Origin of the sequence: Priestia sp. TSO9, from assembly GCF_021029645.1 — a bacterium.
GTDB classification, from domain to species: Bacteria; Bacillota; Bacilli; order Bacillales; family Bacillaceae_H; genus Priestia; species Priestia megaterium_E.
Genome location: NZ_JAJEKD010000016.1, coordinates 233633 through 248459, shown reverse-complemented (window position 1 = coordinate 248459; position 14827 = coordinate 233633). Strand labels below are relative to the sequence as shown.

The window sequence follows — 14827 nt, the reverse complement described above, 5'->3', positions numbered from 1 at the left end:
ATTTAGAGGGGGAAGTATAGATGACAAAGTATATTTTCGTAACAGGCGGTGTTGTATCATCTCTAGGAAAAGGGATTACAGCAGCTTCTTTAGGCCGTTTATTAAAAAACCGTGGGTTGAACGTAACGATTCAAAAGTTTGATCCATACATTAACGTAGACCCAGGAACAATGAGTCCATACCAACACGGTGAGGTATTCGTAACGGATGATGGCGCGGAAACAGACTTAGACTTAGGTCACTATGAGCGTTTTATCGATATCAACTTAAATCGCTACAGCAACGTAACAACAGGTAAAGTATATTCAACAGTATTGAAAAAAGAGCGTCGCGGTGATTATTTAGGCGGAACAGTTCAGGTTATTCCGCACATCACAAATGAAATTAAAGAACGCGTTTTCCGTGCAGGTAAAGAAACAAATGCGGACGTTGTTATTACTGAAATCGGCGGAACGGTAGGAGATATTGAATCACTTCCTTTCCTAGAGGCTATTCGTCAAATCAAAAGTGATATTGGCCGTGACAATGTTATGTACATCCACTGTACACTTGTGCCATATTTAAAAGCTGCTGGTGAAATGAAAACAAAACCAACACAGCATAGTGTAAAAGAATTACGTAGCTTAGGCATTCAGCCAAATGTTATCGTTGTTCGTACAGAAATGCCAATTTCTGAAGATATGAAAGACAAGCTAGCTTTATTCTGCGACATTGATCCAAAAGCGGTTATTGAGTGTGCAGACGCTGAAACATTATATGAAATTCCACTATCTCTACAAGAGCAGCACCTAGATCAAATCACATGCGATCACTTGAAATTAGATTGCCAAGAAGCAGAAATGACTGAGTGGAAAGCACTGGTTGAGAAAGTAAAAGGACTTTCAAATACAACAAAAATTGCATTGGTTGGTAAGTATGTAGAGCTTCAAGATGCTTATATTTCTGTCGTAGAAGCAATGAAACATGCTGGATATGCATTCGATGCAGATGTAAACATCAAGTGGGTAAACTCGGAATTTGTAACAAAAGAAAATGTTCAAGATTTACTTGGTGATGTAGACGGTATCTTAGTTCCAGGTGGATTTGGTGATCGTGGAATTGAAGGTAAAATTGTAGCAACACAATATGCACGTGAGCAAAAAGTTCCATTCTTAGGTATTTGTTTAGGTATGCAGCTGGCATCAGTTGAGTTTGCGCGTAATGTATTAGGCTTAGAAGGCGCACATTCAGCAGAAATTGCACCTGAAACAAACTATCCAATTATCGACTTATTACCAGAACAAAAAGACGTAGAAGACCTAGGTGGTACACTGCGCTTAGGACTATACCCTTGTAAATTGTCTGAAGATACGCTTGCATATAAAGCATATCAAGATGAAGTGGTATATGAGCGTCATCGTCACCGTTATGAATTCAATAACGAATACCGTCAACAAATGGAAGAGAAAGGCTTTATCTTCTCTGGTACAAGCCCAGACGGCCGTTTAATTGAAATTGTAGAGCTAAAAGACCACCCATGGTTCTTGGCTTCACAATTCCACCCAGAGTTTACTTCTCGTCCAACTAGACCGCAACCATTGTTCAAAGAATTTATTCGCGCATCAATGGAATCAAGTCAAAACAAATAAGTGAAATAAAAAACACGCTGTCTTTAGACAGCGTGTTTTTTATTCATATTCTTCTACGATTTCTTTTAATGTGAAAGTTAAACCGTAGTACGCGTATAAAGCGACCATCATTGCTGGAAAACCAAATCTTGAGCCGTCTTCTCCAGGAATAAGCGGCTTTAACAATTTTGTATCAATATGCGCATCTGCGAGTGCTGTTAAAGAAGGCTCGGTTATCTTTTTAGGAACAGCAGCAATGCTAACAAATGGAATATCGTGTTTCTTTAAACTTTCAGCTATTTCCACTGCTTTATTATCTGTTGAAAATCGAGAGACAAGCAGTACGCGATCAACGCTAGTCAGCTGATCTAATTCATGTAAAGGCAAAGCTTTTGCCTGACTTAAAGGTTCTGCACTGCTTAGTGCTTCAAGCGTAATGGCGTGCATTTCTTCTACGCCATAAATATAAATAAATCCTTCTCCGACAGAGGCTTGTGCTAAAATACGCGCGGCATCTTCAAATTGGAATTCTTCTTGTTCTTCAATTCGTTTAAAAAAACCTGAAAGTTGAGTTGTGAAAATTTTAAGCATAGAATCTCCCTTCGATTTAAGCGGCTAAAGCCGTCTATCTACACATTATAACGAAAAAAGCTATCTGTATTCTATCTTGAAATGAGCTACAATGAAAGTAAAGTGCAATGAAGTTGGATAGATGACAAAAAAAGCTATGTTTTGTAACAATTTCTCTAATTAGCAGGGATTTTTGTTTTAAAGGCGAAATACATATGTTAGTTTTGTCTGTAGAAGAGGAATATAAAAGGTGGGATTATATTGGCAGAGAAAATTTTAATTGTTGATGATCAGTATGGTATACGTATTTTATTAACGGAAGTGCTGCAAAAAGAAGGCTATACAACATTTCAAGCGGCGAACGGCTTCCAGGCGATTGATATTACAAAAGAGCAAGCACCGGATCTTGTCTTATTAGATATGAAAATTCCAGGAATGGATGGAATTGAAATTTTAAAAAGGTTAAAGCAGCACGATGAAACGATTAAAGTCATCATTATGACCGCTTATGGTGAATTGGATATGATTCAAGAAGCAAAAGATTTAGGAGCATTAACACACTTTGCAAAACCGTTTGATATTGATGAAATCCGAAAAGTTGTTAGGGAATATATACCAGTAAAGTCGAATTAAGGTTTTGGTAGGGTTTTCATCCTAACAAATTTTGAATATCAGCCTAAAAATGTTGCTGTTTTCATTGTTAGTTGGTATCCTAATTACTGTATTCATAATTCGACAATCTATTATGTAAAGATGCGCGTTGTTTCTACATGAAACACTCAATTCAAGAGCATACTATTTGAGTGTGCCTTTTGGTTAGCATCTAATCTAAGGTTGATTTTAAGGAGGATTTCAATATGCCTTTAGTATCAATGAAAGAAATGCTTATTACAGCAAAAGAACAAGGCTATGCAGTAGGTCAATTTAACTTAAATAACTTAGAGTTTACTCAAGCTATTCTTCAAGCAGCAAAAGAAGAAAACTCTCCAGTTATTCTTGGTGTATCTGAAGGTGCAGCACGCTACATGGGCGGTTTCAAAACTGTTGTAGCAATGGTTGAAGCTCTAATCGAAGATTACGACGTTCAAGTACCAGTTGCAATTCACTTAGACCACGGTTCAAGCTTTGAATCATGTGCAAAAGCAATCCATGCTGGATTCACTTCTGTAATGATCGATGCTTCTCACCACCCATTTGAAGAAAACATTGCAATTACTTCTAAAGTAGTTGAACTAGCTCACTTCCACGGAGTATCTGTAGAAGCAGAACTAGGAACTGTTGGTGGACAAGAAGACGACGTTATTGCTGAGGGCGTTATCTATGCAGATGCTAACGAGTGTGAAGAACTTGTTAACCGTACAGGTATCGATTGCTTAGCTCCAGCATTAGGATCAGTTCACGGACCATACAAAGGTGAACCAAACCTAGGTTTTGCTGAAATGAAAGAAATCGGAGATCGTACAGGTTTACCATTAGTTTTACACGGTGGAACTGGTATTCCAACAAAAGATATCCAAAAATCAGTTTCTTTAGGTACTGCTAAAATCAACGTAAACACTGAAAACCAAATTGCTTCAGCTAAAGCTGTTCGTGAAGTATTAGCTGCGCAACCTGAACAATATGATCCACGTAAATACTTAGGACCTGCTCGCGAAGCAATCAAAGAAACGGTTCAAGGTAAAATGCGTGAATTCGGTTCTTCTAACAAAGCATAATTTGAAATCTTCGGATTGCCTGTTTGCAATTAGTTGAGTCTGAAAAATAAAACCGTCTTATTTTTATTGTAAGGCGGTTTTATTTTTACTATAATTTTCTTATCATTCTGAATACATAACACAGGGGGATGGCATTCATGAAGTTTTTTATTGATACGGCTAACTTAGACGAAATTAAGGAAGCGCATTCATTAGGTTTGTTAGCGGGGGTTACAACAAATCCTAGTTTAGTAGCTAAAGAGAACATCACGTTTGAAGATCGTCTTCTTGAAATTACAGAGTTTGTTGAAGGGTCTGTAAGTGCAGAAGTGATTGCGCTTGATGCAGAAGGCATGATTCGCGAAGGAAAAGAGCTTGCTGCGATTGCGCCGAATATTACAATCAAGGTACCGATGACTCCAGATGGCTTAAAAGCAGTAAAAGAATTTACTAGTTTAGGTATTAAGACAAACGTTACGCTTATTTTCTCAGCTAACCAAGCGTTAATGGCAGCAAGAGCAGGTGCTACTTACGTATCGCCTTTCTTAGGAAGATTAGACGATATTGGTTTTAATGGTCTCGATTTAATCTCAGATATCGCAGATATTTTTGCGATTCATGACATTCCATCAGAAATTATTGCAGCATCTATTCGTCATCCGATGCACGTAACAGAAGCTGCAAAAAATGGAGCACATATTGCGACAATTCCTTACAAAGTTTTAATGCAATTGTTCAAACATCCGTTAACAAACGCAGGAATTGACCAATTTTTGGCAGATTGGGAAAAACGAAATGTCTAAACATGTATAAATTTGTGTGGCGTTTACCATCCTGACAGGTGAATGCCATATTTTTCTTTTATCTTGTCGAAACTATACATGATTTTTTCATTTTCGTGTACACTAGTAGGTAATAGGAAAAATAACCATTCTTTTAGGTATTCTTTGTACCAAAATTTTCCTCAATTACTAGGTGAGAAACTTTCTTTCACTAGAAGGGAGCTATAAATGGAAAAGTTAAAAATACAAGGTGGCTTTACCTTAAGTGGATCCGTCCGCGTCAGTGGTGCTAAAAATAGTGCCGTTGCGCTTATTCCAGCAACAATTTTAGCCGAGTCACCTGTTACAATTGAAGGTCTGCCCGATATTTCAGACGTGCAGTTATTAGGGGATTTAGTTGAAGAAATTGGTGGGAAAGTAACCATTGATAACGACGAATTAACAGTAGATCCATCCGGAATGGTTGCAATGCCTTTACCGAACGGAAAAGTAAAAAAATTACGCGCTTCTTATTATTTAATGGGGGCGATGTTGGGCCGCTTTAAAAAAGCGGTAGTTGGGCTTCCAGGAGGCTGTTACCTTGGTCCTAGACCAATCGATCAGCACATTAAAGGCTTTGAAGCTCTTGGTGCGAAAGTAACGAATGAGCAAGGAGCTATTTACATTCGAGCTGAGGAATTGATTGGTGCTCGAATTTATTTAGACGTTGTTAGCGTAGGAGCAACAATCAATATTATGCTCGCTGCTGTAAGAGCAAAAGGGCGTACCGTTATTGAGAATGCTGCTAAAGAGCCTGAAATTATTGATGTAGCTACGTTACTGACAAGTATGGGTGCCCGTATTAAAGGTGCAGGTACGGATGTTATTCGAATTGATGGAGTAGATCAATTAAAAGGATGCCGTCATTCCATCATTCCAGACCGAATTGAAGCAGGCACGTATATGATCATGGGAGCGAGTATGGGAAAAGAAGTTGTTGTTGACAACGTTATCCCTCAGCATTTGGAGTCACTAACGGCTAAAATGCGTGAGATGGGTATTCATATCGAAACAAGCTCAGATCAGATTCTTGTAGCGACTCGTCAGCTATTGAAGCCCGTAGATATTAAGACGCTAGTATATCCAGGTTTTCCAACTGATTTACAGCAGCCATTTACGACGCTTCTAACAAGAGCGTCTGGTACAAGCGTTGTGACCGATACAATTTACGGTGCAAGGTTTAAGCATATTGATGAGCTGAGACGAATGAATGCATCTGTTAAGGTAGAAGGACGTTCTGCTATTATTAATGGCCCTATTCACTTACAAGGTGCGCGTGTGAAAGCGTCGGACTTACGAGCAGGAGCAGCTCTCGTAACCGCTGGCTTAATGGCCAAAGGGATTACAGAGGTAACGGGTTTAGAGCACATTGACCGAGGTTACAGTCATTTAGTAGACAAGCTATCGGATTTAGGGGCAATGATTTGGCGTGAAGAGATGACTCAAGAGGAAATTGAGCAATTTCAAAATTCATAAAGGCAAATCGGTGCCACAGTCATGAAAGTAAAGTTTAGAAATGAGCTTTTTAATAAGCTACACAGGCGTAGGAGCGTTCTTCTATGTCTGTGTAGCTTATATATTTATGAATAGGGTAAATAGATAAAAAGGGAAGCTAAAAGATAAATTTCCTTTCTTATTTTAACGTCCAGTTTATTTCCTTTAATGTGAAATTATGAAAAGGTTTTCCTCGCTTCTCGTAAGCTATTAAATTTCCTTTTTTTTATTCATCTTCTAAAGTAAAAAAAGATTGATTAAAAAGATAGAAAAAGGTTAGAATATAAATTGCTACGTTAAATTTATCAAGATAATATAAATGGTTTTATGTCGGAATTATTCTTCTAAAAGTGTATAGTTAATCAATTGATTCTACTTATTATACTTCAAAGGTTATATTCTCCATTTTCACAGATTTATTCCATCCATATCATCTCTCAATTTTATATTTGAATTTAATATGGGAGGAACGGTTAAAAATTATTCATTATAAAGCGTGGTGTCCTAATGAACTTAACATTATCCAGTTTAGAAAATATGAAATTAAAAGAGCTATATGAACATGCTCGTGAGTATAAAGTTTCGTACTATAGTAAATTAACGAAAAAAGAACTTGTCTTTGCTATTTTAAAGGCTCAAGCTGAACAAGATGGGCTTTTATTTATGGAAGGCGTTCTTGAAATTATTCAGTCAGAAGGATTCGGTTTCTTACGACCAATTAACTATTCACCGAGTTCAGAAGATATTTATATCTCAGCTTCACAAATTCGTCGCTTCGATCTGCGTAATGGAGACAAGGTATCGGGGAAAGTTCGTCCTCCAAAAGAAAATGAGCGCTACTACGGATTATTACATGTAGAAGCAGTAAACGGAGAAGATCCGGAAACGTCAAAAGATCGCGTGCATTTTCCAGCGCTAACGCCGATTTACCCAAATGAGCAAATGCTGCTAGAAACTCAGCCAAGAAGTTTCTCTACGCGTATTATTGACTTGATTTCACCAATTGGATTCGGGCAAAGGGGACTAATTGTCGCGCCGCCAAAAGCAGGTAAAACGATGCTGTTAAAAGAAATTGCCAATAGCATTACAACAAATCATCCTGATGCAGAATTGATTGTCCTTCTTATTGATGAGCGTCCTGAGGAAGTGACGGACATTGAGCGTTCGGTTGACGGTGATGTTGTCAGTTCTACATTTGACGAAGTGCCAGAAAACCACATTAAAGTAGCGGAACTTGTCCTTGAACGTGCGATGAGATTAGTCGAACATAAGAAAGATGTTGTCATTTTGATGGATAGTATCACAAGACTTGCTCGTGCTTATAACTTAGTTATTCCACCGAGCGGTCGTACACTATCAGGGGGTATTGACCCGGCTGCTTTTCACCGTCCAAAACGATTCTTTGGAGCTGCTCGTAACATTGAAGATGGAGGCAGCTTAACCATTCTAGCAACAGCCTTAATTGATACAGGCTCTCGTATGGATGATGTTATTTATGAAGAATTTAAAGGTACAGGTAACATGGAACTGCATCTAGATCGTTCACTAGCTGAAAAACGTATCTTCCCTGCGATTGACATTCGTCGCTCAGGCACACGTAAAGAAGAGCTGTTAATTCCAAAAGAGCATTTAGACCACTTATGGGCAATTCGTAAATCAATGGCAGATGCTCCTGATTTTGCAGAAAAATTCTTAAAACGTTTACGTCAAACAAAGACAAATGAAGAGTTCTTTTCGATGTTAACGGAAGAGAAAAAAACGCTTCTAGCAAATAAACGATAAGTTATAAAACATGTGGTTGCAAAAGCATACAACCCTTGTTATAATTTCATCATGTGTGTTGATAAAGTACACAGTGAAATAGTTACTATTTCATCACTATCTTTATCAATAAACTCTGTTTCAGAATGATTCAGGGCGGAAGGAGATGAAACGAATGAAAACAGGAATTCATCCAAACTATAAAACAGTTATGGTTAAATGTACTTGCGGAAACGAATTTGAAAGTGGTTCTGTAAAAGAAGAGATCCGCGTTGAGACTTGTTCTGAATGTCACCCATTCTACACTGGTCGTCAAAAATTCGCTGAAGCTGGTGGCCGTGTTGATCGCTTCAACAAAAAATACGGTCTTAAATAATCACATTGTCGAAACAAACAGGCAAGTAGCTTAACTTCTTGCCTGTTTTTTTGCTTATAAAAGTAGAAAAACAGTGTCTGCTTGATAAAAAAGTGGGTACTTTATCATAGGAATAAGATCTACATAGAAGACGTAGATTAAGTTAGTAGCGGTTCGCTCAGAAACGGAACGAGAAGAAGGGAGAGTCCCGCAGTGGTGTACGTAATGAAACAAAGCGGTTGGATAGAAGTAATTTGTGGCAGTATGTTTTCAGGGAAATCAGAAGAGTTAATTCGACGTGTGCGCCGTACGCAGTTTGCTAAACAAAAAGCACAAGTGTTCAAGCCTGCAATTGATAATCGATATAGCGAAGAAGCGGTCGTTTCACATAATGGTACATCTGTTATGGCTTATTCAATCTCGGCATCGCGCGATATTTTAAAGCGAGTAGATGAAGAGACAGACGTAGTAGCGATAGATGAAGTACAGTTTTTTGACACAGATATTTTAGAAATTGTTCAATCTTTAGCAGATCAAGGCTTTCGTGTGATTGTAGCGGGGTTAGATCAAGACTTCAAAGGTGAACCTTTTGGACAAATGCCGCAGTTAATGGCTATTGCAGAATCTGTAACAAAGCTACAGGCCGTGTGCGCTTCATGTGGCTCTCCTGCGAGCCGTACGCAGCGTTTGATTAACGGTGAGCCTGCTTCTTATGACGACCCTATTATTTTAGTCGGTGCGTCTGAATCGTACGAACCAAGATGTCGTCATTGCCACGTTGTGCAAAAGTCTAAAGGACAAGCTGTGTCTGTGGACTCAAGCGAAATGGTCGAAAAATAAAGCAAGAATTTTATGATGATAAAAACAGAACGCGCAGTTCTGTTTTTTTGTTCATATACGTGTATTAACAAGGTTTTGACTCTATTTTAAAGCTATACTATAATTACAATGTTATGGATAAAGAATGAGGTGAATGACGTGTTTGATCGTTTAGAAGCGGTAGAGGCGCGCTATGAGAAGTTAAACGAACTTCTGAGTGACCCTGAGATCGTAAACAACCCCTCTAAGTTGAGAGAATATTCGAAGGAACAATCAGATATACAACAAACGGTAGCTGCTTATCAGGAATACAAAGATGTAAAAGAGCAGTTATCAGAAGCGAAAACGATGCTTGAAGATAAGCTTGATGCAGATATGCGTGACATGGTAAAAGAAGAAATTGCCGAGTTAGAAACGCAGCAAGAAGAGCTAGTTGAAAAGCTACGTATTTTATTAATTCCAAAAGATCCAAACGATGATAAAAACGTAATCATGGAGGTTCGTGGAGCTGCTGGCGGAGATGAAGCAGCATTATTTGCAGCTAATTTGTACCGGATGTATTCGCGCTTTGCTGAATCACAAGGCTGGAAAACAGAAGTAATGGAAGCAACGACTACTGGAGTAGGCGGTTATAAAGAAATTATCTTTATGATTAACGGTAAAGGTGCTTACTCAAAGATGAAATTTGAAAACGGCGCACACCGTGTTCAACGAGTTCCTGAAACAGAATCAGGCGGTCGTATTCATACATCTACAGCAACGGTAGCATGTCTTCCTGAAGCAGAAGAAGTCGAAGTGGACATTCATGAAAAAGACATCCGTGTAGATACATTTGCTTCAAGTGGACCTGGTGGCCAAAGTGTTAATACGACGATGTCAGCCGTTCGTTTAACGCATTTACCAACAAATACAGTGGTATCATGTCAAGATGAAAAGTCTCAGATTAAAAATAAAGAAAAAGCCATGAAAGTATTGCGTGCTCGCGTGTACGATAAGTTTCAGCGAGAAGCACAAGCAGAGTACGATGCAACGCGCAAACAAGCAGTTGGATCAGGAGATCGCTCCGAGCGTATCCGTACGTATAACTTCCCGCAAAATCGCGTAACGGACCACCGTATTGGTCTGACGATTCAAAAGCTAGATCAAATCTTAGAAGGCAAGCTTGATGAAATTATCGATGCATTAGTCATGGAAGACCAAGCGCGCCGAATGGAAGATTCGAACTAATGAAAGTATTTGAAGCCCTTAAGTGGGCTTCTTCTTTTTTGAAAGAGGCAAAGCGAGATGAAAACGCGGGAGAACTCTTGCTTCGCCATCACTTGCAGATGACGAGAACTCATTTGCTAGGTGCTCTGCAGGAAGAACTAGAAGAAGAAAGTCTAAAAAGATTTGAACAAGATGTCCATGCTCATAAAGCAGGTATGCCTGTACAATATCTAATCGGGACAGAAGAATTTTACGGGCGTTCATTTATTGTAAACGAACATGTATTAATTCCAAGACCCGAAACGGAAGAGCTGGTATACGGAATGATTTCTCGAATAAAAAAAGAATTTCAACACCAGCCTATTGAGCTTGTAGATATTGGAACGGGAAGTGGAGCAATTGCTATCACTTTAGCTTTGGAGCTTGACAGAGTGGAAGTTACAGCAACCGATATAGCTATAGAATCTTTAAGCGTAGCCAAAGAAAATGCTCAAAACCTGGACGCTGCTGTCACGTTTATACAGGGAGATCTATTACAACCATTTCTATTATCAAATCAGAAATTTGATGTGATTGTGTCTAATCCGCCTTATATTCCAGCAGATGATGAGTTGTCCACAGTGGTAAAAGATCACGAGCCAAACCGAGCTCTTTTTGGTGGAAAAGATGGCCTGGATTTTTATCGACGTTTCATGGAAGAGCTGCCATATGTGACGAAGTCAAATAGTATTATTGGATTTGAAGTCGGGGCCGGACAGACAAAAGATGTAGCTGAGATGCTGGAAAAAACGTTTCCGACAGCTTTTGTAGAATGTGTATATGATATTAATGGAAAAGATCGAATGGTTTTTGCACAACTTCGTGAGAACTAAAAAAATCAGAGGGAAGGATTTTCCCTTTGGTTTTTGAAAATCATGCATTTTTTTACTAAATTACTAGTTTAAGATATCTTGCTTTCGGCCATACTGTTCCTATGAAAGGGCGGTGGCCGAAATGAAGAAATATGCTATCATTTATTTTATTTTATTAATTATTGGAGCAAATGCTCAACTTATATATACACATAACCAAGTGCAGGCAGATCAGCCTGCGGTCATTCCAGACGAGGCGATTCGACTGCGCATTTTAGCAAACAGCGATGGTGAAAAAGACCAGTACGTAAAACGTCTGATTCGTGACCGGGTGAACGAACAAATTACAGAATGGGTAAAAGATTTAACATCTGTAACTGTAGCTCGAAAAACGATTAAAGAAAATTTGCCGGCGCTTGAAACAATTGCGAAAGAAGTGTTAAAAGAAGAAGGCGTAAATGAATCTGTTCATGTTAAATTCGGAAAAGTAGAGTTTCCTACTAAGTTGTACGGTCAGTTCTTATATCCAGCAGGGGAGTATGAAGCCGTGCTTATTACTCTTGGCAAAGGAGAGGGAGCAAACTGGTGGTGTGTACTATTTCCTCCTTTATGCTTCTTAGATTTCTCAAACGGTGAAGCGGTAAAAGCGCCGGAGCCATCTGAAGAAGAGCCAACGGAAGAAAAAGAGAAACCAGCAGTTTCTGAATCAAAATCTGCAGACAAAACAGATGACAAATCGGCTGAAAGTAAAGAGCCTGCAGTGAAAACAGAAATTCAATCTGCAACTATTACATCGGATTCTATTGAGCAGAAAGCTGAGGAATCTTCTCAACCAACAGTATCTTCTAAAGAAGCAACTGCAAAAGATACAAGCAGCACAGTAAAGGAAGAGACAAGTGCTAAGGCTGAAAAAAAGGAAAGTAAAGAAGCTGAAAAGTCTGTTTCATCTAAGAAAAAAGCTGATTCTAAATCAAAAGAAGATTCTGTAGAAGTTAAGTTTTTTGTAGTAGAATGGGTATCGTCAGTATTTAATTAATAGAATCATTAAAAATAAAATTCAGTTCTACTTTTTTTAATCACCTCATAGATTTGTTACTAGAAAACAAGTTGAGGTGATTAAAATGAGAGAACAATTAAAAATTGCTAGTGAAAATGATTATATTCGAATTCAGCAGTTCTTGCAAAAAGCGGGCATCAGCACAGCAGGTGTGAAAGAGCATATTCATCAATTTGTCATAATGGAAAATGAAGAAGGCGAGCTGCTAGCAACAGTTGGGTTTGAAAAAGAAGGTGTGGATGGAATTCTCCGCTCCCTTGTCGTGTCTCCTTCTTTAATGCAATCTGATATTTTGCTGCTATTTAAAAGCATCGTCCAGCTGGCTCAAAAGCATGGCGTGAAGCAACTATATTTACTAACAAATAAGGCATCTTCTCTACATTTTTTTCAAATGATGAATTTTCAGCAAACATCTTACAGTGCACTGCCTGAGTTGTTAAAAGAACATTCTTATTTAAAAAAGTTACCAAACCCTCAGGATGTCTATGTGATGTTTTATGCAGCTAGTTAAAAGGAAATGTGGATAAATCATTTTAATGGGGTATCCACAATGTTATTCACAAAAACATAAGCTTTATCCACATTTTGTGGATAAAGCTTGTTTGTTGATATAATGAAAGCATGTATTTTACTACTTTTAATACATATTGTACTTTTAAAGTAAAAAAAACCTAGATATAGAAAGAAAAAGGAGTTGAAGAAGATGGAAACTAAGTTATGGGTTGTGGATAATTTTACGAACGAAAAAGATATTTATCCACAGATAGAAGAAGCAGCAGATTTGCTGCGCAATCACGAAGTAGTTGCTTTTCCTACAGAGACGGTGTATGGATTAGGAGGAGACGCAACATCGGATAAAGCTGTGGATAAAATTTTTGCAGCGAAAGGACGTCCTAGTGATAACCCTCTTATTGTTCATATTGGAGATAAAGAGCAGCTTCATACATTTGTAGAGTCGATTCCTTCAAAAGCAGAGAAAGTGATCGATGCTTTTTGGCCGGGTCCTCTTACAGTCATATTACCCAAAAAAGATCGAGTTTCAGATAAAGTTACGGCTGGTTTAAACAGCATTGCAGTGAGAATGCCCTCACATCCGGTAGCCCTCGCATTATTAAAAAAAGTTGCTTTGCCTATCGCAGCTCCTAGTGCAAACCTTTCCGGCAAGCCAAGTCCCACTCTAGCTCATCATGTGATGAATGATTTAGAAGGGCGTATTAGTGGAGTTGTAGATGGAGGAGCAACAGGGGTAGGAGTAGAATCGACGGTCCTTGATTGTACAGAAGAGATTCCTATCATTTTACGGCCGGGCGGCATTACTCAGAAAGAGTTGGAAAATGTCATTGGTCCCGTAAAAGTAGATCGAGCGTTACTAAGTGATAAAGAAGCGCCAAAATCTCCAGGTATGAAATACACGCATTACGCACCTGATGCACCGCTTGTCATCGTTGACGGCAGTTCAGATTTTTTCCAGTCTATTATTGATCGCTATAAAGATCAGGGTAAGCGAGTGGGGGTATTAACGACATCTGAACATGAAGATGCGTATAAAGCGGATGCGGTTATCACATGTGGATCTCGTTCAAATTTAGAGACGGTTGCTAGCCACTTATACGAGTCGCTTCGTTCATTTAATGAGTGCGACGTAGATGTTATCGTTAGTGAAAGTTTTTCTGAAGAAGGAGTCGGTCATGCCGTTATGAACCGATTAATGAAAGCTGCAGGACATCACGTGGTTAAGCAATAAAATTCATCTTCTAAACCTTTTCGAATGTGCATATTTTGAAATAGGAGCACGTCCGAGGAGGGTAAAGATGAATGTATCTCAGTTAATTAGTGAAATGATCACGTTAGTCATTATGGCGTTTGCCTTAGGAATGGATGCTTTCTCAGTTGGTTTGGGAATGGGATTAATTCGTTTACGCTTTCGCCAAATTTTCTACATTGGTGTTGTTATCGGTGTATTTCATATTTGGATGCCGCTGTTAGGCATGTTTATTGGACGACTTTTGTCTGATAAACTTGGAATGTTTGCTACCTATGGCGGTGGAATTTTATTGCTGATTCTTGGGGCGCAGATGATTTATTCCTCCTTTAAGCATGACGATACGCCGTTTATCAAACCAGTTGGCTTTGGACTGTTATTTTTTGCGCTCAGCGTGAGTCTAGATAGTTTTTCTGTTGGACTTAGCTTAGGTATTTTTGGAGCAAGAACGTTTTTGACCATTATTGTTTTTGGCGTAGTAAGTATGCTATTAACTTGGTTAGGACTGCTGCTAGGCAGAAGAGTACAAGGCTGGCTTGGTTCATATAGTGAGGCACTGGGCGGAAGCATTTTATTAGCTTTTGGAATCAAATTGTTACTACCTTTTTAACTATATAAATAGGTAAAGGATCATGACCATTCAGGTTATGGTCTTTTTTTGCTTCTTTTGGATTGCAGCGATAAAAGGAGGAAAGCGAAGTCGTTTTTTCGAGATGGATGAAGCGGTAATGGATAAAAAATACCCGGAAAAGCTAACTGGATTTATGCAAGCAATAGAGATACAATAGGGTGGAATATCAACATAGTCGAACATAGTGAAAGCAAGGGAG

The 14827-nt window shown here is 38.7% G+C and carries 16 protein-coding genes; 15 read left to right on the top strand and 1 reads right to left on the bottom strand.

Annotation, left to right across the window (positions count from 1 at the left end; genetic code table 11):
• Positions 1-20 precede the first annotated feature (20 nt).
• Positions 21-1628: a CTP synthase gene (locus LJC66_RS26185; RefSeq protein ID WP_195695676.1), complete on the top strand. Its 1608-nt coding sequence runs from the start codon at positions 21-23 to the stop codon at positions 1626-1628.
• Between the two features lie 39 nt (positions 1629-1667).
• Here LJC66_RS26185 and LJC66_RS26180 read toward each other — a convergent pair whose 3' ends face one another.
• The gene (locus LJC66_RS26180) at positions 1668-2198 is read right to left on the bottom strand and encodes a DUF2529 family protein (protein ID WP_230933809.1); all 531 of its coding nucleotides are present in this window, start codon (positions 2196-2198) and stop codon (positions 1668-1670) included.
• Between the two features lie 237 nt (positions 2199-2435).
• Between LJC66_RS26180 and LJC66_RS26175 the strand changes: the two genes are divergently transcribed.
• From LJC66_RS26175 to LJC66_RS26110, 14 genes are all read left to right on the top strand, one after another.
• On the top strand, positions 2436-2810 hold the full coding sequence (locus tag LJC66_RS26175) for a response regulator (RefSeq protein ID WP_087944205.1): 375 nt from the start codon (positions 2436-2438) through the stop codon (positions 2808-2810).
• A 224-nt stretch (positions 2811-3034) separates the two neighbouring features.
• Positions 3035-3892, top strand: a complete 858-nt coding sequence (locus LJC66_RS26170) for a class II fructose-bisphosphate aldolase (protein WP_013059826.1) — start codon at positions 3035-3037, stop codon at positions 3890-3892.
• 137 nt (positions 3893-4029) lie between these two features.
• Positions 4030-4674 (top strand): fructose-6-phosphate aldolase, encoded by a 645-nt coding sequence (gene fsa, locus LJC66_RS26165; protein WP_230933808.1) that lies wholly within the window; start codon positions 4030-4032, stop codon positions 4672-4674.
• A 207-nt stretch (positions 4675-4881) separates the two neighbouring features.
• A complete protein-coding gene (locus LJC66_RS26160; RefSeq protein WP_013059824.1) occupies positions 4882-6168 on the top strand; it encodes a UDP-N-acetylglucosamine 1-carboxyvinyltransferase in 1287 nt (428 codons plus the stop codon).
• A gap of 525 nt (positions 6169-6693) precedes the next feature.
• Positions 6694-7968, top strand: a complete 1275-nt coding sequence (gene rho, locus LJC66_RS26155; RefSeq protein ID WP_013059823.1) for a transcription termination factor Rho — start codon at positions 6694-6696, stop codon at positions 7966-7968.
• 154 nt (positions 7969-8122) lie between these two features.
• Positions 8123-8323, top strand: coding sequence for a 50S ribosomal protein L31 (gene rpmE / locus LJC66_RS26150; RefSeq protein ID WP_013085477.1), 201 nt, complete (start codon positions 8123-8125; stop codon positions 8321-8323).
• A gap of 204 nt (positions 8324-8527) precedes the next feature.
• Positions 8528-9142, top strand: coding sequence for a thymidine kinase (locus LJC66_RS26145; protein ID WP_226897604.1), 615 nt, complete (start codon positions 8528-8530; stop codon positions 9140-9142).
• Positions 9143-9280: 138 nt separating this feature from the next.
• Positions 9281-10348, top strand: a complete 1068-nt coding sequence (prfA, locus tag LJC66_RS26140) for a peptide chain release factor 1 (RefSeq protein ID WP_013059820.1) — start codon at positions 9281-9283, stop codon at positions 10346-10348.
• Positions 10348-11199: a peptide chain release factor N(5)-glutamine methyltransferase gene (gene prmC / locus LJC66_RS26135; RefSeq protein ID WP_230933807.1), complete on the top strand. Its 852-nt coding sequence runs from the start codon at positions 10348-10350 to the stop codon at positions 11197-11199. The genes prfA and prmC overlap by 1 nt, the downstream gene beginning before the upstream one ends.
• Before the next feature lie 121 nt (positions 11200-11320).
• The gene (gene spoIIR, locus LJC66_RS26130; RefSeq protein ID WP_050690851.1) at positions 11321-12214 is read left to right on the top strand and encodes a stage II sporulation protein R; all 894 of its coding nucleotides are present in this window, start codon (positions 11321-11323) and stop codon (positions 12212-12214) included.
• Between the two features lie 85 nt (positions 12215-12299).
• Complete coding sequence (locus LJC66_RS26125) at positions 12300-12746, top strand: GNAT family N-acetyltransferase (RefSeq protein ID WP_153252781.1); 447 nt, start codon at positions 12300-12302, stop codon at positions 12744-12746.
• A 192-nt stretch (positions 12747-12938) separates the two neighbouring features.
• Positions 12939-13979, top strand: a complete 1041-nt coding sequence (locus LJC66_RS26120) for an L-threonylcarbamoyladenylate synthase (protein ID WP_230933806.1) — start codon at positions 12939-12941, stop codon at positions 13977-13979.
• A 67-nt stretch (positions 13980-14046) separates the two neighbouring features.
• Complete coding sequence (locus tag LJC66_RS26115) at positions 14047-14607, top strand: manganese efflux pump MntP (RefSeq protein ID WP_013059815.1); 561 nt, start codon at positions 14047-14049, stop codon at positions 14605-14607.
• Between the two features lie 22 nt (positions 14608-14629).
• Positions 14630-14785 carry a hypothetical protein gene (locus tag LJC66_RS26110; RefSeq protein ID WP_230933805.1) on the top strand — a complete coding sequence of 52 codons (156 nt, stop codon included), beginning with the start codon at positions 14630-14632 and terminating at the stop codon, positions 14783-14785.
• Positions 14786-14827: the final 42 nt, after the last annotated feature.